The 18,495-nt window shown below is 61.9% G+C and carries 18 protein-coding genes; 3 read left to right on the top strand and 15 right to left on the bottom strand.

Annotated elements, in window-relative coordinates; genetic code table 11:
• Positions 1-32 precede the first annotated feature (32 nt).
• From JQ611_RS42595 to trxB, 5 genes are all read right to left on the bottom strand, one after another.
• Positions 33-167, bottom strand: a complete 135-nt coding sequence (locus JQ611_RS42595; protein ID WP_283813432.1) for a hypothetical protein — start codon at positions 165-167, stop codon at positions 33-35.
• 133 nt (positions 168-300) lie between these two features.
• Positions 301-450 carry a hypothetical protein gene (locus tag JQ611_RS32510; protein ID WP_212265650.1) on the bottom strand — a complete coding sequence of 50 codons (150 nt, stop codon included), beginning with the start codon at positions 448-450 and terminating at the stop codon, positions 301-303.
• A 382-nt stretch (positions 451-832) separates the two neighbouring features.
• Positions 833-1,753, bottom strand: a complete 921-nt coding sequence (gene dapA, locus JQ611_RS32505) for a 4-hydroxy-tetrahydrodipicolinate synthase (protein ID WP_212467756.1) — start codon at positions 1,751-1,753, stop codon at positions 833-835.
• 704 nt (positions 1,754-2,457) lie between these two features.
• Positions 2,458-3,351 (bottom strand): LysR family transcriptional regulator, encoded by an 894-nt coding sequence (locus tag JQ611_RS32500; RefSeq protein WP_212032642.1) that lies wholly within the window; start codon positions 3,349-3,351, stop codon positions 2,458-2,460.
• Positions 3,352-3,383: 32 nt separating this feature from the next.
• The gene (gene trxB, locus JQ611_RS32495; protein ID WP_212265652.1) at positions 3,384-4,349 is read right to left on the bottom strand and encodes a thioredoxin-disulfide reductase; all 966 of its coding nucleotides are present in this window, start codon (positions 4,347-4,349) and stop codon (positions 3,384-3,386) included.
• A gap of 310 nt (positions 4,350-4,659) precedes the next feature.
• Between trxB and JQ611_RS32490 the strand changes: the two genes are divergently transcribed.
• Positions 4,660-5,139 (top strand): Lrp/AsnC family transcriptional regulator, encoded by a 480-nt coding sequence (locus JQ611_RS32490; RefSeq protein ID WP_212467755.1) that lies wholly within the window; start codon positions 4,660-4,662, stop codon positions 5,137-5,139.
• A gap of 160 nt (positions 5,140-5,299) precedes the next feature.
• On the opposite strand, the gene JQ611_RS32485 is transcribed toward JQ611_RS32490, so the two are convergent.
• The 6 genes from JQ611_RS32485 to JQ611_RS32460 form a co-directional block, all read right to left on the bottom strand.
• Positions 5,300-5,707, bottom strand: a complete 408-nt coding sequence (locus tag JQ611_RS32485; RefSeq protein ID WP_249133632.1) for a DoxX family protein — start codon at positions 5,705-5,707, stop codon at positions 5,300-5,302.
• An 11-nt stretch (positions 5,708-5,718) separates the two neighbouring features.
• On the bottom strand, positions 5,719-6,114 hold the full coding sequence (locus JQ611_RS32480; protein ID WP_212265653.1) for a DoxX family protein: 396 nt from the start codon (positions 6,112-6,114) through the stop codon (positions 5,719-5,721).
• Between the two features lie 298 nt (positions 6,115-6,412).
• Positions 6,413-6,694: a hypothetical protein gene (locus JQ611_RS32475; RefSeq protein ID WP_249133631.1), complete on the bottom strand. Its 282-nt coding sequence runs from the start codon at positions 6,692-6,694 to the stop codon at positions 6,413-6,415.
• A gap of 130 nt (positions 6,695-6,824) precedes the next feature.
• On the bottom strand, positions 6,825-7,298 hold the full coding sequence (greA, locus tag JQ611_RS32470) for a transcription elongation factor GreA (RefSeq protein ID WP_192736743.1): 474 nt from the start codon (positions 7,296-7,298) through the stop codon (positions 6,825-6,827).
• A 222-nt stretch (positions 7,299-7,520) separates the two neighbouring features.
• Entirely contained in the window at positions 7,521-10,985 is a 3,465-nt protein-coding gene (gene carB / locus JQ611_RS32465; protein WP_212467754.1) for a carbamoyl-phosphate synthase large subunit, read from the bottom strand.
• Between the two features lie 421 nt (positions 10,986-11,406).
• Positions 11,407-12,108 (bottom strand): class I SAM-dependent methyltransferase, encoded by a 702-nt coding sequence (locus JQ611_RS32460; RefSeq protein WP_212467765.1) that lies wholly within the window; start codon positions 12,106-12,108, stop codon positions 11,407-11,409.
• A 125-nt stretch (positions 12,109-12,233) separates the two neighbouring features.
• On the opposite strand from JQ611_RS32460, the gene JQ611_RS32455 reads away from it, so the two are divergent.
• The gene (locus JQ611_RS32455; RefSeq protein WP_212467753.1) at positions 12,234-12,764 is read left to right on the top strand and encodes a Dps family protein; all 531 of its coding nucleotides are present in this window, start codon (positions 12,234-12,236) and stop codon (positions 12,762-12,764) included.
• A gap of 159 nt (positions 12,765-12,923) precedes the next feature.
• Here JQ611_RS32455 and JQ611_RS32450 read toward each other — a convergent pair whose 3' ends face one another.
• Complete coding sequence (locus tag JQ611_RS32450) at positions 12,924-14,021, bottom strand: mandelate racemase/muconate lactonizing enzyme family protein (RefSeq protein WP_212467752.1); 1,098 nt, start codon at positions 14,019-14,021, stop codon at positions 12,924-12,926.
• Positions 14,022-14,299: 278 nt separating this feature from the next.
• Between JQ611_RS32450 and JQ611_RS32445 the strand changes: the two genes are divergently transcribed.
• The gene (locus JQ611_RS32445) at positions 14,300-14,602 is read left to right on the top strand and encodes a hypothetical protein (RefSeq protein WP_212263121.1); all 303 of its coding nucleotides are present in this window, start codon (positions 14,300-14,302) and stop codon (positions 14,600-14,602) included.
• A 78-nt stretch (positions 14,603-14,680) separates the two neighbouring features.
• Here JQ611_RS32445 and JQ611_RS32440 read toward each other — a convergent pair whose 3' ends face one another.
• The 3 genes from JQ611_RS32440 to JQ611_RS32430 all read right to left on the bottom strand — a co-directional run bounded on the left by JQ611_RS32440 (position 14,681) and on the right by JQ611_RS32430 (position 18,453).
• Positions 14,681-15,724, bottom strand: a complete 1,044-nt coding sequence (locus JQ611_RS32440) for an HAD family hydrolase (protein WP_212263120.1) — start codon at positions 15,722-15,724, stop codon at positions 14,681-14,683.
• Positions 15,725-15,817: 93 nt separating this feature from the next.
• Positions 15,818-17,533 (bottom strand): arylsulfatase, encoded by a 1,716-nt coding sequence (locus JQ611_RS32435; RefSeq protein WP_249133630.1) that lies wholly within the window; start codon positions 17,531-17,533, stop codon positions 15,818-15,820.
• The gene (locus JQ611_RS32430; protein WP_212467764.1) at positions 17,530-18,453 is read right to left on the bottom strand and encodes a formylglycine-generating enzyme family protein; all 924 of its coding nucleotides are present in this window, start codon (positions 18,451-18,453) and stop codon (positions 17,530-17,532) included. The genes JQ611_RS32435 and JQ611_RS32430 overlap by 4 nt, the downstream gene beginning before the upstream one ends.
• Positions 18,454-18,495 lie beyond the last annotated feature (42 nt).

Below are 18,495 nucleotides of genomic sequence, written 5' to 3'. Positions count from 1 at the left end.
GCGCCCCGGAATGACGGACGGAGCAAGTCTGCTCACGCCACCATCAGCATGTAGAACACGACGACCGGCGACATGGTCAGGATCACCGACCAGATGCCGACCGCCCAAAGAACGTCCTCGGTCGTAAAGCCCTGTTGATCAGGGAGAGTATTGTTTTCGATTTCCACGACGCGCCCCCGCGTTTTTTTCCGTTGTGACGAGCTTGATACGCGACCGCTTTTAAAATCCCGGTCGCAATTTCGCTCGCATTTGACCGCAGGTGCTACCGCCGATTAACCACGGCAGCCGCTGCGTTTTCTTTCAAGCGATCAGCAGGCGCCAGGTCACGACCGGCGCGAAACCGATCAGCGTCGCCCACAAGGCAAAGGACGAAACCAGCAGAACGTCCTGCATTCGCTGGACGCGTTCGCAGGTCGGAAATTTCCAATTGTCACTGGTGTGGTCGATCATGTGATGTCCCCCGTTTTCTCAATGAGGACATCAATACGCCCGAGATTTTAAAGTTGACGGCAAGGCTTTGGACGCTTTTGAAGCGCCGCCCTCACCAACCGTTAACCAGCGTTCCGGAAGGCCGCCGCGTTTGCAAAGGTGACGCGGCGATCGGCTGAGGCGACCGCGGGCGAATGCGGTTAACATTGCGCCAACGCGGTCAGGCAATTTTTCTGGCCGGCGTCCACGGTGTTGGAAGATATTCCGGTCACCTTATGCGCCTCCGCATCATCCGAGCCGGTGTGGAGCGACAGAAAAGCCGTCGCCGCGGTCTTCCGCGTGCGGCGGCTTTTTTTGTACGCAACGCTCCCGCAAGCGGGAGGGCCCCGGCTGCGACGCCTTGCTACGCTCGCCGCAACAGGGCCGGCGCGCGCCGTTCCCGCTCCGCGTCGAGCCGCGCCGCGAGCTCCGCGCTGACTTCCACCATCGGCAGCCGGACCTCGGCACTGTCGATCAGCCCGCTCTGCGCCAGCCAGTATTTTGCAGGCGCCGGGCTGGGTTCGGCGAACACCAGCCGCGTCAGTTCGGAAAGATTGTCCCAGCACGCCTGTGCGCCCTGGTGGTCGCCCTGCTGCATCAGCGTCCGCACCGAGGCGAACGCTTCGGTCTCCAGATGCGCCGACAACAGGATGGCGCCGTCGGCGCCATCGACCAGCGCCTCGTGGTAGTGCGCGTCCTCGCCGGTCAGCACGCGAAAACCTTTCGGCCGCCGCGCGAGGAACTCGATCGACTGGGCGCGGTCGGCAGAGCAATCCTTGATGCCGACGATGTTGCGATGTGCGGCGAGCTGCAGCAGGGTCTCGTTGGTGAGATTGACCGCGGTCCGGTAGGGGATGTTGTAGAGCACGATCGGCCACGAGGCGTGATCGGCGAGTTCAGTGAAATGTCGCAGCAGGCCGCGCTGCGACGGCCGCGTGTAATAGGGGCTGGCGATCAGATAGAAGTCGATCGGCCAGGCGGCGGTCTCGTCGAGCGTATCCAGCATCTTGCGCGTGCTGGCGCCGGACAGGCCGAGACAGATCGGAATATAGCGTCCGCTGCCCGATATCTCGGCCCGGGTCACCGACACCAGCTGCTCGAGCTCGCCCTGGTCGAGCGTCATGCCCTCGCCCGAGGTGGCGGCGAGAATCAAGCCGTCGACCGGGCTATTGGCGTAGTGCCTGATCATGCGACGCAGCGACGGCTCGTCGAGTTCGCCGTTGCGAAACGGTGTAACGAGGGGCAGCCACAGGCCCTGCAATCGGTTTTGCGGATCGGTAGACATGGTTCCATCTCCTTGAAGGCTTTTGCCGGAGACGGGACACATGAAAAAACCCCGTCCAGACGGCGGGGTTTCGGGATCGGCTTGGCGGTTGATCTATCGCGCGCGTCGATCTCGGGTCCCCGGGTGGGGACCTTTTTTCGACGACAGAGCGGCGCACGAATTCGTGATCATGTCTCGATGATGATGGCGCAACGGCGCGCTGTCAATCCGCGCACGCTCGATGACGTTTGTTTTACGGGAGAAGAAAAGATCTGGAGACGAAGAAGGTTCAGCTCAAATCATCTGCAGACGAAGCGATCCGGAGAAGAAAAAAAGCCGGGCCCAAAAGAGCCCGGCTTAAGGTATTGGCCACGTGAGGCCGACACAATCACCTTCCAAGAGGGATTACTGAGCGCCCGCGCCACTGGAGGAGGGGGACATATGCGCGACACGATCGCTCAGCGTGTAAGCACTATGATCCCCATATGCGGCTTGCGTAAACCGGTTAAGCCGCATGTCTGACATGCGGAGACCGGGGGCTTTATAAGAGCCGCTAATCCGGAAGGCGGGAAACGTCAGCCGCTGCGAAAGCGTTTCGAGCGAAGCCTGTGCCGCACGTGATGCGGGATCGATACCGGCTCGCGTCAAGAAAATGCGTCAAAACAAGAATCTAGAGCTCCGGTTCTGATTCAATCAGAACCGAAATTCCAGTCCCAATCGAAATGCTAGGAGGGCCAGCGCTGCGCCTTGCTCACCACGAAATCGCGGAACACCTGCACCCGCGCCACCGTCTTCAACTCTTCGGGATAGACGAAATAGGTGTCGATCTGGATCGAGTCGGTCTCGCCGAACAGCTGCACCAGACGGTTGTTCTCCTCGACGAGGTAGTCGGGCAGGGCGGCGATGCCGAGCCCCTGCTGACAGGCCCTGACAAGACCAAGGATGTTGTTGACCTTGAAATAAGCCTCGCGCGGACCCGAGCCGTTGCGGCCGGCGTCGATCAGCCAGCTGCGGTTCTGCAGATGCGGCGGCACCTGGGAATCGCCGAGCATGATGATGCGATGCGAGTCGAGGTCGTCGAGCGTGCGCGGCGTGCCGAAGCGCTTGATGTATTCCGGCGAGCAATAGGCATGGAATCCGATCGAGAACAGCTTGCGCTGGATCAGATCCGGCTGGGTCGGCTTGCGGGTCCGGATCGCGACGTCGGCCTCGCGCATCGACAGATCGAGATCCTCGTCGGTCACGATCAGCGAGATGCGGATATCCGGATAGAGGCTGGTGAACTCGTCCAGCCGCGGAATCAGCCAGTTGATGCCGAGCGCCGGCGGCGTGGTGATCTTGAGGTCGCCTGACGGCCGCTCGCGGCTGTCGGTGAGCTTGGCGCGCGCCGCCTGCAGCTGCATGAACACGTCATGCGCGGTGCGGAACAAGAGGTCTCCCTGCTCGGTGAGGATCAGCCCGCGCGCATGGCGATGGAACAGCGATACCGCAAGCTCCTGCTCCAGCGCCGAGACTTGCCGCGATACCGCCGATTGCGAAAGCCCGAGTTGCTCGCCGGCATGGGTGAAGCTGCCCGCTTCCGCCGCCGCGTGAAACACCTTCAGCTTGTCCCAATCCATGTCCGTGAATCCGTCCCGTGTTCGACGCGTAATCATTCTGCCGCCGCCCGATCACTCGCACGCACAGCGAGAAAGCGCTCGGCCTCGAGGGCCGCCATACAGCCAAGGCCCGCGGCCGTGACCGCCTGCCGCCAGGTTTCGTCCGCGACGTCGCCGGCGGCGAACAGGCCGGGCACCGACGTCGCCGTCGAGTTCGGCGCCACCTCGACATAGCCGGAGGGTTTCAGCTTGACCTGGCCGGCGACGAGTTCGGTTGCCGGCGCGTGGCCGATGGCGATGAAGACGCCGTCAGCGGGCACCTCCGTCAGCGCGCCGCTCTTGACGTTCTTCAGGCGCACATGGGTGACCTTGCCCGGGTTTTCGGTGCCGCAGATTTCGTCGATTGCACTGTCCCAGACCACCTTGATCTTCGGGTTCTTGAACAGGCGGTCCTGCAGGATGCGCTCGGCGCGGAAATGATCGCGGCGATGTACGACGGTGACTTGCGAGGCGAAGTTGGTGAGGAACAGCGCTTCCTCGACTGCGGTATTGCCGCCGCCGACCACCATGACTTCCTTAGCCCGATAGAAGAAGCCGTCGCAGGTCGCGCAGGCCGAAACGCCAAAGCCCTTGAACTTCTCTTCGGACGGCATGCCGAGCCAGCGCGCCTGCGCGCCGGTGGCAAGGATCACGGTTTCGGCGAGATAAACGTCGCCACTGTCGCAGGTCAGGCGGAAGGGCCGCTGCGTGGTGTCGAGTTTGGTGACGAGATCGGTGACGAGCTTGGTGCCGACATGGGCCGCCTGTTTTTCCATCTGCTCCATCAGCCACGGACCCTGGATGACATCCGCAAAGCCGGGATAGTTTTCCACGTCGGTGGTGATGGTGAGCTGGCCGCCGGGCTGGATGCCCTGGATCAGCACCGGCTCAAGCATCGCCCGCGCGGCGTAGATCGCTGCGGTGTACCCGGCAGGGCCGGAACCGATAATGACGACCTTGGCATGGATAGGCGCGGGCATCGGCGATTCCCTCTCTTTGGAGGATTTTGATGAGGACTTGTGCGGGAAGCGCCGGGAAATGCGTCGCGCGGCGCTAAAAGTGTCAAATCCAAGTCTATGATATCTGGGTAGCCATGCAAGATTTGCAATTCAAATAAGCGAATTTTCCCCGGAACTGCGGTATTTTCTCCCGATTCACGCAAAATGGCGCAGTGCACGCGCAATAAAATTGCGCAATCGATGGCAGCTGCGCTAAGAGTGTTGCCGGTAAACACCTTCCCAAGCCCAGCCAGCCCCAAAGAACCTAGGGAACCCAAAGGAACCGGACCGCGTGTCGAAGAGTCTCGACGAGATCGACCTTAGAATTCTTTCCGAAATCCAGGCCGATGGCCGAATCACCAACGTCGAACTGGCCAAACGGGTCGGCATCTCGCCGCCGCCTTGCCTGCGCCGGGTCAGGACGCTGGAGGAAGAGGGGTACATCCAGGGCTACCGCGGCATGCTGGATCCGCGCCGGCTCGGCTTCGACGTCACCGTGTTTGCCTCCGTGCACCTGTCGAGCCAGGCCGAAGCGGACTTGCGCGCATTCGAGGAATTTGTCCGCGCCGAGCCCCTGGTGCGCGAATGCTGGATGCTGTCGGGGGAGGTGGATTTCATCCTGAAATGCGTGGCGCCCGACATGGCGACGTTTCAGGATTTCGTCACCCACCTTACGTCGGCGCCCCATGTGCGCAATGTCAGGACGTCGCTGGTGCTGCACAATTCGAAATACGAGGCGGCGGTGCCGCTCGATTTGAAGGTGACGGGATAACGCGACGCGTCATCCCGGGGCGATGCGAAGCATCGAACCTCAGATGCGCAATTGCGCATCGGGGGATCTCGAGATTCCCCGGTGCGCAATTGCGCACCTGCGGTCTGGTCCTGCGGACCATCCCGGAATGACGGCGTTAGCTGAAGCGACTCGCGCTCCCCTACCGCTTCTTTCCCATCATTGCATCCACGCTGAACGGTCCGCCGCCGGCAAAGAACAGATAGAGACAGGCGAAGCAGAACAGGATCGAGGCGTTGCCGCCATTGATCAGCGGGATGAAGCCCTTGGGATAGTGTCCCATGAAATAGGCGAACGCCATTTCACCTGACAGTATGAAGGCCACGGGCCGGGTCAGAAGACCGATCATCAGAAGGCCGCCGAGGACCAGTTCGAGCGAACCGGCCGCGCCGTACAGCGACATCAGCTCGACCTTGGCGAACATGGGCACCGGCGGATATTTGAACAGCTTGGCGACGCCATACTGAAACAGCAGCAATCCGATGATGAAACGGAAGACGCTGAGAACCATCGGCTCGCCGCTTGCGAGCATCTTGTTGAACTTGTCCATTGTCCGCTCCCTCAAGCCCGCTTGGTTGCTGCGTCGACGCTCCACGGACCTGCGCCCGCGGTCGACAGATATAGGCAGGTGAAGCAGTACAGGGCCGCCAGCGTGCCGCCGTTGATCAACGGATGAAAGCCCTTCGGGAAGTGGCCGATGAAATAGGCGAAGGCCATCATACCGGAAAGAATGAAGGCGACCGGGCGTGTGCACAGGCCGATGATCAGCAGTGCACCGCCGATCAGCTCAATGAAGCCGGCGGCGCCGACCAGCGAGAACGGCTGCACATTCGCGTACATCGGATAGACCGGGAAGCCGATGATCTTGCCCATGCCGTGCTGGATGATCAAAAGGCCGGTGATGATGCGCAATAGGCTCAATACGCGCGGCGTCCACGCCGCGAGTGCTTCTGTCATGAGAGTCCCCCAAGTTGGATCGAGTTCCACTTGGTATCGCGTCGCGGCCTGGAGGAAAAGCGCGCGGCGGCCGGAATTCGATGACGTTTTGGCGAGCAGAAAAGGAATTATGCGGCGCGCTGCGTGTTTGCCGCGTCTCGCGCGAGGTTACTTGCAGGTGACTTCGCTGCGGCACTCTGCCGCTAGAGCGTGATCCGGTTCAGCGACCTGAGGTCTGAGACCCTCATGGTGGGGGGCGGCGAGGCGTGCGTCGCGAACCGCGAGGCCGTCCAACCCAAGCGGGAAGCAAGCACTGGAATCACTGCGCGCCGAGGCAGCGGATGGCTTTGGGCTGACAGGCAATGCCGATGTTGGAGCAGGTCGCGGGTTCATCCTTGGCGCCGCGCGTGCAGTTGACGCAGTCGTCGGTCCAGCGGCTGCAATTCGGCGGACCGGTCCGGATCGAGATTTGCTTGAGGTTCTCCTTGGGAGCGATGCGCGGCGGGATCGAAAGCTCGGCTGCCGCGGCAGCGTGACAACCGCCAATGAAAAGCATCAGCGTGAGAACTGGAAGCGCAACGACAATATGAGTTCGTTGCATGCGGTCTTCCCCAAGTGCGGCTTTCCCCAATTTTGGGTTTCCCAGTGCGGCGAAATCCCAAAGTGCGGCGAAGGCACGTTCCGGTCCCGGGCCGGCGGGCAGTGCCCGCCGGGGCAAACCTAGCTCCAGCCTAGCGCCACTCGACCTTGGTGATCTCGTAGGCCTTGGCGCCGCCGGGCGCCATGACCTCGACGGTCGTGCCCTTCTTCTTGCCGATCAACGCGCGGGCCAGCGGCGAGGTGATGGAGATGCGGCCCTTCTTGGCATCGGCCTCCGGCTCACCGACGATCTGCCACACCGCTTTCTTCTCGGTGTCCTCGTCGACCAGCGTGACGGTGGCGCCGAACATGATGGTGTCGCCGGAGAGCTTTGAAATGTCGATGATGTCGGCGCGCGCGAGCTTGTCTTCGATCTCGGCGATGCGGCCTTCATTATGCGACTGCTCTTCCTTGGCGGCGTGATATTCCGCGTTTTCCGAAAGGTCGCCATGCGAGCGCGCCTCGGCGATGTGCTCGATGATGCGCGGCCGGTCCTCCGACTGGCGCTTCTTCAACTCGACCTCGAGAGCGGCATAGCCGCCGGCGGTCATCGGAACCTTTTCCATCATCTCTTCCGTCCTTCGCCCGTGCGAGCCGCTCCTAGAAGTTGCGCGCACGAAGCAGTCTTTCGATTTCGATTCGGAGCCATTCGGGCCCGAAACGCGAGCCCGCCAGCCTATTAATTTTCGGCCCCGTCAAGGGCCGATACAACTACCAAACGAGCGGTGGGTTCCAGCCATACGGCCTTGTTGCCAATCGTTTAGCGGGCAATTTGGCCCGGCGAACGATCAGTTTTCGGAAAAGTAACTCTGCAGCGTGCGGACCTCAAGGTCTCCGCCCAGATAGGCGCGGATGCCCTGTGCGGCCGCCACAGCACCCGAAAGAGTGGTGTAATATGGCACTTTATGCAAGAGGGCAGCCCGTCGCAACGAACGGCTGTCGGCCAGCGCCTGCGGCCCCTCGGTGGTGTTGAAGACGAGCTGGATGTCGCCATTGGTGATGGCGTCGACGATGTGCGGCCGGCCCTCCAGCACCTTGTTCACTTTTTCGGTCGGTACGCCGGAATCGGTGAGGAAGCGCTGGGTGCCCGATGTGGCCATCACCTTGAAGCCGAGCGAATGCAGCAGCCGCACGGCGTCCGCGATGCGGGTCTTGTCGCTCTCGCGCACCGAGACGAACACGGTGCCCTTGCGTGGCACGCGGGTGCCGCCGCCGAGCTGGCTCTTGGCGAAGGCGACTTCGAACGAACGGTCGATGCCCATCACTTCGCCGGTCGAGCGCATCTCCGGACCGAGCACGGTATCGACGCCGGGGAAGCGCGCGAACGGGAAAACCGATTCCTTGACGCCGACATGGCCGAGCTTGCGCTTCTTCAGATTGAAGTCGGCAAGCTTCTCGCCGGCCATGATTCTGGCCGCGATCTTCGCCACCGGCGTGCCGACCACCTTGGCGACGAACGGCACGGTGCGCGACGCTCGCGGGTTGACCTCGAGCACGTAGATATCGCCGTCCTTGATGGCGTATTGCACGTTCATCAGGCCGACCACGTCGAGGCCGAGCGCGAGTTCGCGGGTCTGCCGTTCGAGCTCAATGATCATCGCACCATCCAGCGAATGCGGCGGCAGCGAACAGGCGGAATCGCCGGAGTGAATGCCGGCTTCCTCGATATGCTCCATGATGCCGACGACGAACGTGTCCTTGCCGTCGCACAGGCAGTCGACGTCGATCTCGGTGGCGTCGGAAAGATAGCGGTCGAACAATAGCGGGTTCTTGCCGAGCACGGTGTTGATCTGCCCGGTCTTGTCGTTGGGATAGCGCGCCTTGACGTCGGCCGGCACCAGCTCGGGCAGCGTGCCGAGCAGATAATTGTTGAGCTGCTCTTCCTCGCGGATGATCTGCATCGCGCGGCCGCCCAGCACATAGGACGGACGCACCACCAGCGGCAGGCCGAGATCGGCCGCCACCAGCCGCGCCTGCTCGACCGAATAGGCGATGCCGTTCTTGGGTTGCTTCAGCCGCAGCTTGTCGAGCACGCGCTTGAAGCGGTCGCGGTCTTCGGCAAGGTCGATGGCGTCGGGCGAGGTGCCGAGGATCGGCACGTCGGCGGCCTCCAGCGCGCGCGCCAGTTTCAGCGGGGTCTGGCCGCCGAACTGCACGATCACGCCGTGCAGCGTGCCGTTGGTCCGTTCGGTGGCGATTATTTCAAGCACGTCCTCGGCGGTGAGCGGTTCGAAGTACAGCCTGTCCGCGGTGTCGTAGTCGGTCGACACGGTTTCCGGATTGCAGTTGACCATGATGGTCTCGTAGCCGGCGTCATGCAGCGCAAAGCAGGCGTGGCAGCAGCAATAGTCGAACTCGATGCCCTGGCCGATCCGGTTCGGCCCGCCGCCGAGGATGATGACCTTCTTCTTGTCGGACGGTTCGCTCTCGTCGGCAAGTTTTCCGGCAAAAGGCGATTCATAGGTTGAATACATATAAGCGGTCGGCGAGGCGAACTCCGCCGCACAGGTGTCGATACGCTTGAACACCGGACGAACCCCGAGCGCGTGGCGTTTGGCGGTCACCTCGGCCTCGGTGGCCTCTGCAAGCACGGCGAGCCGTGCGTCGGAAAAGCCCATCGCTTTCAGCGTCCGCATGCCGAACGCGTTGCCGGGCAGGCCGTTCGCCTTGATCTTGGCTTCCATGTCGACGATGCCGCGCATCTCGGCGAGGAACCAGGGATCGATCTTGCAGGAATTGAAGATCTCTTCGTTGGACCAGCCGAGCCGCATCGCCTGGGCTACCTGCAGGATGCGGTTCGGTGTCGGCGTGCCCAATGCGGCGCGGACCGCGTTCTTGTCGTCGCCGCGGCCGAGGTCCTCGATCTCGATTTCATCGAGGCCGGTGAGCCCGGTCTCGAGCCCGCGCAGCGCCTTCTGCAGGCTCTCCTGGAAGGTGCGGCCGATCGCCATCACTTCGCCGACCGATTTCATCGACGTGGTCAACGTGTGGGAGGCGCCGGGGAATTTCTCGAACGCAAAGCGCGGTATCTTGACGACGACGTAATCGATGGTCGGCTCGAACGAGGCCGGCGTGGCGCCGCCGGTGATGTCGTTGGCGATCTCGTCCAGCGTGTAGCCGACCGCGAGCTTGGCCGCGACCTTTGCAATCGGAAAGCCGGTGGCCTTCGAAGCAAGGGCAGAAGAGCGCGACACGCGCGGGTTCATCTCGATCACGACCATGCGGCCGTCGGCCGGGTTGATGCCGAACTGCACGTTGGAGCCGCCGGTCTCGACCCCGATCTCGCGCAGCACCGCCAGCGAGGCGTCGCGCATGATCTGGTATTCCTTGTCGGTCAGCGTCAGGGCCGGCGCGATGGTGATGGAATCGCCGGTATGCACGCCCATCGGATCGAGGTTCTCGATCGAGCAGATGATGATGCAATTATCCTTTTTATCGCGCACCACCTCCATCTCGTACTCTTTCCAGCCGAGCACGCTTTCCTCGATCAGCACCTCGTTGGTCGGCGAGGCGTCGAGCCCGCGCTCGATGATGTCGAGGAACTCCTCCTTGTTGTAGGCAATGCCGCCGCCGGTGCCGCCCATCGTGAAGGAGGGCCGGATAATCGCAGGCAAACCGATTTCGGACAGCGCCATCAGCGCCTCGCCGAACGCGTGCTCCTGATAGCGCTTGCGGCGTTCGTTCTCGCCGAGGGTCCACTGCCGCTCGAGCTCTTCCAGCGCCTCGCCCGACAGTTTCTCTCGCTCAGCCAGGTATTTGTCGCGGTAGGACTTCTTCAGCGCCGAGGCGTTGGCCAGCCGCGATTTTGGCGTCTCCAGCCCGATCTTGGTCATGGCCTCGCGGAACAGCTGGCGGTCCTCGGCCTTGTCGATGGCGTCTGCGGTTGCGCCGATCATTTCGACGTCGAATTTGTCGAGTGTGCCCTGACGGCGGAGCGACAGCGCGCAATTCAGCGCGGTCTGGCCGCCCATGGTCGGCAGCAGCGCAAAGCCGCCGGGAATGACGTAGCGTTCTTTTTCGATGATCTTGCCGACGATTTCCGGCGTGATTGGCTCGATATAGGTGGCATCGGCCAGTTCCGGGTCGGTCATGATCGTCGCAGGATTGGAATTGACCAGGACGACCCGGTAGCCCTCTTCCTTCAGCGCCTTCACCGCCTGGGTGCCTGAATAGTCGAATTCGCAGGCCTGGCCGATCACGATGGGGCCGGCGCCGATGATCAGGATGGTGGAGATGTCGGTTCTTTTGGGCATCAGGTCTCGCGGACTGGATTTTGGGCACAAAAAAAGGGCGCGCATGCTGCGCGTCCCCTAAGCCAAGAGCGCGGGTTACCCTCGCGCGCGGGTGGTCTTTAGACCAGATTCCGCACCCGCGAAACCCCCAAAAACGGGCCATCAACCGGCATTTGCGGGAATTTGGGCTGCGGCTTGGTGTGAGGTGGGAAAGGCTGGCCGCGGCCCGTCTTCGCCCTTCGGGCTACGCCGAGGCAGCCTTCGCCACGAAGGGGCCTGCCTAGCCGAAGCGGCGGAGCCGCGAAGGCTGGAGGCCCGGCCTGGATTTGAACCAGGATAAAGAACGATGCACCGTTCTCGCGTTGTCGCTTCCGCCACCGGGCCAAGGCGATCATTACCGATCACGGGCGGGTGAGCTACGTTTACCTTTTATTAACCCTAACTAGCGCACCGATGGGTGGTGGGCGATGAAGGTCATCCTCCAGGGGTTGTGGCCGATATTGGTCTGCGCGCGCGAAGCGGCGAAACCGGCCCGCGTCAGCTTGGCGATCATCTCGCTTTCGCTGTAGCGTTGCAGGCCGACGCGGGTGCGCAATTGCCGGTAGTCCGACAGGGCGGTAGAGGCGAGGCCGTAGAGCGCGTCGGTCAGGAAGCCGTGGGCGGTTGCGAATTTCAACAGCGCCAGCACGTCCCTGGCCATGCCGACCTCGGGCCGCAGGATATCGCCCAGCACCAGCCGCCCGCTCGGCTTCAACAGCCGGCGAATGATTGCGAATGCGGAATCCAGCTCTTGCTGCGTCATGTATTGCGCCACCGAGTTCATGACGGCGAGATCGACCGACTGCGCCTCCATACTCCGGAGCTCATCGAGCGAACGGACGCGTATTTTGGTGTTCGGCGCAAACCGCGCGATCAGCCGTCCGCGCACGCCGGGGGCGGGTTCGGCGAGATAGAGTTTTGCGCAGGCGTCCGCCACCTTGGCCGCCGACAGCGCCTCGCCGCAGGCATAGTCCAGCACGACCGCGTCAGGGGATGAGATGTAGCCGATGATGTCGCGCGCGATGATCTGGAAATGCAGGTCCCGGTGCAGCTTGCTTGCATAGATCGTATGCGTGGAATCGTAATAGTCGATCCATTCGTCCATCGGGGCTGCGTCCGGCAAAACAGGGGTTTCCGGCAAGGAACCGCCGGGAAAGTGATGCGTTAGGGTGTTCGGCGGCCAATGTCCAATGGCCACCGCTGTCCGGTTTCCTAACAGGAAGGTTCAACGTGAGCAAAGCCAACAAATCCGAAAAAGTGTCCCCCGATCTCGATACGCCGACCGATCTGCCGCAGGCCGCGGTGGACAAGATTTCGGCGTCGCTCAACGTGCTGCTGGCTGACGCCTTCGCGCTCTACATGAAGACCAAGAATTTCCACTGGCACGTCTCCGGCCGGCATTTCCGCGACTACCATCTGATGCTGGACGAGCAGGCGGAGGCGATCTTCGGTACCACCGACCAGCTCGCCGAGCGGGTGCGCAAGCTTGGCGGCGTCACGCTGCGCTCGATCGGGCAGATCGCAAAGCTGCAGACCATTCAGGACAACAACGAGGGTTACGTCCCGCCGCGTGAAATGCTGCGCGAATTGATGGAAGACAACAAGCACATGGCGGCCGCCATGCGCAAAGCCCACAAGCTTTGCGACGACCACGAAGATACCGGCACCGCGCAGTTGCTCGAACTGTTCGTCGACGAGACCGAGCGCCGCACCTGGTTCCTGTTCGAAGCCAGCCGCCAGGAAAGCGCCAACGCGGCGTAGTGGATTGCTTCTTTCCTTCTCCCCTTGTGGGAGAAGGTGGCGCGAAGCGCCGATGAGGGGTCTCTGTCCTCATCTCGTCTTACCGTGAGGAGAGAACCCCTCACCCGTCGCCTCACTACGTGAGGCGCCACCCTCTCCCACAGGGGAGAGGGGTAGAGACTAAATCCTGAACTTCAGCACCTCGTCCTTGAACCGGAGCCCGTGTCCGGGCCGCTCCGGCGCCGTGATCATGCCGTTGGCAATGTCAGGCGGATCGACCCAGAGGTCGTCGATCAGCCCCATGTTCTCGCACCAGATGCCGTTCGGGATCGAGGCCAGGAGGTGCACGTTGAGTTCGGGAAACAGATGCGGCGCGATGGTGATGCCAAACGTGTCCGCCAGTGCGGCGATCTTGCGAAGGTCCGTCATGCCGCCACGCATCGGGTCGGGCTGCAGGATCGGCAGGCAGGGATTGATAAAGAACGGCCGCAGATCGTAGCGCGTGAAATGGGTCTCGCCGCCGACCACACGCATATCGAGCGCCGCGGCGATGCGCTGGTAGCCGGCAAAATCGTCGGCAGGCACCGGCTCCTCGAGCCAGTAAACGTCGTAACTCTCGAACTTGCGCCCCATCTCGATCGCCACATCGGCGCTCCAGCCCATATTGACGTCGATCATGATGTCGATGTCGGGTCCGAGCGCCTCGCGCATGCGGCGTACATTGTCGAGGTCCTGCGCGGGCGTGTGCACATGCGCAACCTGCATCTTGATCGCCTTGTAGCCCTGCTTCACGAAATGCAGCGCCTTCTCGATCATGCCGTCGCCGCCGGCGCCGCGGAAACAACCCGAGCCGTAGATCGGGATTTCCGAGCGATAATGGCCCCACAACCGGTGCAGCGGCAGGCCGGCACGCTTGCCCACCGCATCCCACAGCGCGATGTCGATCGCCGACATCGCCATCGCGGCGATGCCGCCGCGGCCATAGGTCATCGTCGCCGTCCACAGATCGCGCCAGATCGCCTCGATCGCGGTGGCGTCCTTGCCCTTCACGCGCGGGATGATGCACTCGTCGAGACAGGAGGCGATCGACTTCATGCCCGGGCGGAACACGAACAGATAGCCCATGCCGGTGACGCCGCCTGCGGTCTCGACCTCGCAGATCAGGATGTCGCGCGTTGGGCCCAGCGCATGCCCCTTGAGCCAGGGATCGTCGGCCCAGGGCAGGCGCAGCATCGTCACCCTGATGTCGCGGATGGTCATGTCTGGGTTGGCTGTCATCGGACGTTTCCCTGTGCTGGCCGGATCATGTTGGCCTGATCTCGGACAGGGCAAAGTCAATCACATAACGCCGGCGCTGATCCAGCGCCGTGCGTCATGGCTCCAATGCGGGGGCCTCGATTGTCTTGAGGTGGTTTTGCGGCATGACGGCCGTTCTCCTTTCCCCTCTCCCCCGTGTGAAGGGAAGGGATGTCTGCCGCGGCGAAATAAGACTAGCGGTCCGGCCGGCTTGCGCTACGATGCAAGCGAGCCAGAGCAGCAGGAGGTCGGAAATGCCTATGTCCGTCTCTATGATCGTATTGGGTTCGCAATTGGTTATGCCCGTCGCTGACGGAGTGCCGAAGTTCGATATCACGCGAAACTGCAAGCTCGACATCGCCGCTACCGCCGGACTCACCGTCGATCAGTCGCTCAAGACTTGCATCAGCGATGAACAGAAAGCGCGCCAGCAGCTCGGAAGCCAGTGGTCGAAATTCCCTGCGCCCAGCCGCGCGAGTTGTGTCTCGCAGGAGAGCATTGGCGGCACGCCAAGTTACGTCAGCCTGCAGACATGCCTCCAGATGGGACAGTGGGCGCGTTGATCCGTCACTTCGTGATGGTTCGGCGCGTCGGCGTCACCGTGCTGGTGGGCGCCATCGGCGAGATCGAGAACGTCATGTTCATTTGCTGCCAAACGGAAATATCTTCTTCCAGTCGTTCTTCATGTCGACAACGGTCCAGCCCATCGCCTGTGCAGCGTCGAGCGCCTTGTCGAGGCGGCCAATGGAAGAATTGCGGTCGTAGGCCCATTCCCGCTCGGCGTCGGTATGGTGCACGAGGAGGGCGAAGCGGACGCCGCCGCCTCCCTTGGCCCATTCGAGCATTTGCAGGTCGCCGTCGGAATTGCCGAATGCCGCGATCGGTTGCCGGCCGATATGCATCTGGATGCCGATGGGCTTGCCAGTCTTGTCGTCGTTGAAATTAAGCTCCGGCAGTTTTACGAGGACCGGTTTACCGTCGCGTAGCTCGAAGCTCAGCTTGCCGCTGCTGCCCACCACTTGCTCGGGCGGAACGCCATAGACCCTGTCGGCAAAGACGCGCATGAAGTCGATGCCGCCGCCGGAGACGATGAACGTCTTGAAGCCGTTGCCGCGCAGATAGGCGAGCAGTTCCAGCATCGGCTGATAGACCATCTCGGTGTAGAGCCGCTTGGTGACTGGATGCTTCGCCGTAGTGATCCAGTCGCTCACGATCTTCTCGAATTCATCCGTGGTCATTCCGGAATGCGTGACGGTGAGGATTTCGAAAATAGCAGCCTCGCCGCCGGCGAGCGCGCCTTTAAGGTCGCCCTTGAGCAGCGAGGCAAACGGCTCCTTGTCCTTCCACTCCGGATGCAGCGGGGCGAGCGCCTTGACGCGGTCGAGTGCGAAGGCAAACTGGAAATAGATCGGCTGCTCCGCCCACAGGGTGCCGTCATTGTCGAAGGTGGCAATTCTCTCGGCAGGCGGCACGAGGTCTGGCGAGCCTTGCTTCGTCACGCGCTCGACGAACGTGACGATGGACGTTTTGGTCGCCGTATCATTCCATGACGGCAGCGGATCGATCGCGGGAGTTTGCGCCATCACGGATATGGGAGGCAGCGGTCCGATCAGCGCCGCGAGCAAAGCCAAGGCCAAGAGCAGGATGCGGCGGCTGACGCCGAAGGAAACTTGCGGCATTGACATAGTTGGTTCCTTTCACAGTAAAGAACGCAACGATCAAGAGAGTTTGGCGGGCGGCCCATACGCAGGCCGTCCGCCATTACGATCATCAAATCCTTATTTGCCCACTGCCGTTCTGGCGGCCTCGATCTTCGCTTTCACGGCATCGAGGTTAAAGCTCGCACCCCTCTGCATCGGCGGAAACTCGATCGCAGTCATGGCCAGCTTCTCGACCTGCTGCTGGACAAACACGAAGCGCCAGAATTCGTACTTGAACCAGTCGAAGTATTGTTGCGCTCCGTATTTGGACCCGCTACCGGGCCAGCCCGTGCGCTCGAACGGATCAAGACGAAGGTTGGTCAGATAGGGTATGTCAGGCTTGGTCTTTTCACCTAGCCAGCCGCCGGGCTGGTCGATGAAACGATACTTGTAGTCGCCGATGCGTACGGCACCCAGTTCGCTTTCGCCGAAGTACCATATTTCGTTCCGATTTGACGGACCCTTGCCGGTGATCATGTCCATCTGGTTGTAGCCGTCCAGATGACATTTGTAGGTCCTGTCACCGATGTGCTTGCCCTTCTTCAATTCCTCGACAATGTTCGGATTACCGGCGGCGGCCACGAAGGTTGGAAACCAATCGAGCCCGGAGATAATGCCGTTCTCGACCTTGCCTGCCGGCACCTTGCCGGGCCAGCGGATCATCGCCGGCGCGCGAAAGCCACCTTCCATGACCGTGCCTTTGCTCTGGGCGAATGGCGTCTGTCCGCCATCGGGCCAGGTGAATACCTCGGTGCCGTTGTCGGTGGTAAAGACGACGATGGTGTTGTCATCGACACCCATGTCCTTGAGCTTCTGCATCACGATGCCGACGTCGTCGTCGAGCTGTGCCATGCCGGCCTCATGGATGGTCCAGCCGTTCTTGGAGTTGCGTAACGCCTGGTACTTGGGCGACAGGTGCGTGACGATGTGCATGCGGGTCGGGTTGAGCCACAGGAAGAACGGCTTGTTGTCGGCCTTGGCCTTTTCGATGAACTTCAAGGCAAGATCGCGGATTTCGTCGTCCACGGTTTCCATTCGCTTCGGATAAAGCGTCCCGGCGTCCTCGATCCTCTGCTTGCCGACCTTGCCCCAGCGCGGATCCACGGTGGCATTGTCCACGTTGGTCGCCCACGAGTGGACCATGTTGCGTGGGCCAACTGTGTTCAACAGCTCCTGCGGGTAGGCGGGGTGCGCCGGGTCTTCCATCGCGTCGAGGTGGTACAGGTAGCCGAAGAATTCGTCGAAGCCATGCACGGTCGGCAGAAACTCGTTCTTGTCGCCAAGGTGATTCTTGCCGAACTGGCCGGTGGCGTAGCCCATACCTTTCAGCGCGGCGGCAATGGTCACGGCCTCCGCCGGCAAGCCGGTGGGGGCGCCAGCCTGGCCGACAGTGGTCATGCCGGTGCGGATCGGCAGCTCGCCGGTGATGAAGTTGGCACGACCCGCCGTACAGCTCGCCTCTGCGTAATAATCGGTGAACAGCATGCCTTCGGCGGCTATTTTGTCGAGGTTCGGCGTCCGCCCAGCCATCATGCCGCGGTGGTAGGCGCCGATATTCCAGATGCCGATGTCGTCGCCCATGATGACGACAATGTTGGGCCGCTGCCCGGCCGCAACAGGTGGGGGCGCCGCTGGTTGTTGCTGCGCTTGCGCAGCGCTTGTTAGGCCGACGGCCGAGAGCGCCGAAGCGGCGATGAGAGAACTGCCGCTCAACAAGAGATCGCGGCGTTTCAATCCTCCGCCGATCGGCTTTGTGCCGGGTTCGGACGTTCCCGGAATCTTGTCCTTACTCATGACGCACTCCTTTTCCTGATGATGCACCTGAAGCCGACGTGGCTAGTCGAGGTGTCGATAGGCTCGGCATGACGCGCGGCAGGACGATAGCGGCGGCAATAGTTCGGGGCGCACAGGTGCGAGCCGCCTTTAAGCACCTTGCGTGGAATTCTGATATTCGGCTGACGAGAGTCGTGGCTCGCAGCCTCTGATCCGCCTCGCGGATTATGGGGAATGCAGCACGCCTTTGGCGCATCTGCTTCGTGCTTTTGCGAATACCAGTCGGACGTCCATTCCCAGACATTCCCGATCATGTCGTGAATGCCGTAGCCGTTCGGCGGAAAGGCCGTGACTGGCGATGTGCGCTCGAAGCCGTCGGTGCAGAGATTTTGCTTCGGGAATTCTCCCTGCCAGGTATTGGCAAGATGCTGGCCGCCTGGCGTGAACTCCTCGCCCCAGGCATATTCTGCCTCAGCCAATCCGCCGCGCGCGGCGAACTCCCACTCGGCTTCGGTCGGAATATCCTTGCCGGCCCAGCGCGCAAAGGCGAGCGCGTCGGAATAAGCGACGTGCACGACAGGATGATTGTCGAGCACGTTGATGTTGCTCTTCGGGCCATAAGGGTGGCGCCAGTCGGCGCCATTCATGAATTGCCACCATCGGCTCCAGTCGCGGAGATCAACGGTCTGCGCCGGAGGCGAAAACACCAGCGAGCCGGCATAGATCATGTGAGGCAGCGCGCCGGGATAGTCGTTCGGGTCGGGCGGGATTTCGGCGAACGTGACGTGGCCGGTCGCCCTCACGAATTCCTTGAACTCCCTGTTCGTCACCGGCGTGCGGTCGATGAAAAATTCATCGACTGTCACGGAATGAACTGGCGCTTCCTCGGGATAATGCTTGTCCGATCCCATGCGGAACGTGCCGCCGGGAATCAGGACCATCCCCGGATGATGAGGATGTTCACCTGCCTTGGCATCAGCGCT

The sequence above is a fragment of the Bradyrhizobium sp. AUGA SZCCT0182 genome (assembly GCF_018130185.1).
In the GTDB taxonomy this organism is placed as follows: Bacteria; Pseudomonadota; Alphaproteobacteria; order Rhizobiales; family Xanthobacteraceae; genus Bradyrhizobium.
This window is presented reverse-complemented; position numbering and strand designations above follow the sequence as displayed.

What these genes read in the sequence shown, in the direction of transcription:
- JQ611_RS32510 (WP_212265650.1), bottom strand. Translation starts at nt 450, where the DNA reads ATGATCGACCACACCAGTGACAATTGGAAATTTCCGACCTGCGAACGC.
- dapA (WP_212467756.1), bottom strand. Translation starts at nt 1,753, where the DNA reads ATGTCTACCGATCCGCAAAACCGATTGCAGGGCCTGTGGCTGCCCCTC.
- JQ611_RS32500 (WP_212032642.1), bottom strand. Translation starts at nt 3,351, where the DNA reads ATGGATTGGGACAAGCTGAAGGTGTTTCACGCGGCGGCGGAAGCGGGC.
- trxB (WP_212265652.1), bottom strand. Translation starts at nt 4,349, where the DNA reads ATGCCCGCGCCTATCCATGCCAAGGTCGTCATTATCGGTTCCGGCCCT.
- JQ611_RS32485 (WP_249133632.1), bottom strand. Translation starts at nt 5,707, where the DNA reads ATGGACAAGTTCAACAAGATGCTCGCAAGCGGCGAGCCGATGGTTCTC.
- JQ611_RS32480 (WP_212265653.1), bottom strand. Translation starts at nt 6,114, where the DNA reads ATGACAGAAGCACTCGCGGCGTGGACGCCGCGCGTATTGAGCCTATTG.
- JQ611_RS32475 (WP_249133631.1), bottom strand. Translation starts at nt 6,694, where the DNA reads ATGCAACGAACTCATATTGTCGTTGCGCTTCCAGTTCTCACGCTGATG.
- greA (WP_192736743.1), bottom strand. Translation starts at nt 7,298, where the DNA reads ATGGAAAAGGTTCCGATGACCGCCGGCGGCTATGCCGCTCTCGAGGTC.
- carB (WP_212467754.1), bottom strand. Translation starts at nt 10,985, where the DNA reads ATGCCCAAAAGAACCGACATCTCCACCATCCTGATCATCGGCGCCGGC.
- JQ611_RS32460 (WP_212467765.1), bottom strand. Translation starts at nt 12,108, where the DNA reads ATGGACGAATGGATCGACTATTACGATTCCACGCATACGATCTATGCA.
- JQ611_RS32450 (WP_212467752.1), bottom strand. Translation starts at nt 14,021, where the DNA reads ATGACAGCCAACCCAGACATGACCATCCGCGACATCAGGGTGACGATG.
- JQ611_RS32445 (WP_212263121.1), top strand. Translation starts at nt 14,300, where the DNA reads ATGTCCGTCTCTATGATCGTATTGGGTTCGCAATTGGTTATGCCCGTC.
- JQ611_RS32440 (WP_212263120.1), bottom strand. Translation starts at nt 15,724, where the DNA reads ATGTCAATGCCGCAAGTTTCCTTCGGCGTCAGCCGCCGCATCCTGCTC.
- JQ611_RS32435 (WP_249133630.1), bottom strand. Translation starts at nt 17,533, where the DNA reads ATGAGTAAGGACAAGATTCCGGGAACGTCCGAACCCGGCACAAAGCCG.
- JQ611_RS32430 (WP_212467764.1), bottom strand. Translation starts at nt 18,453, where the DNA reads ATGGTCCTGATTCCCGGCGGCACGTTCCGCATGGGATCGGACAAGCAT.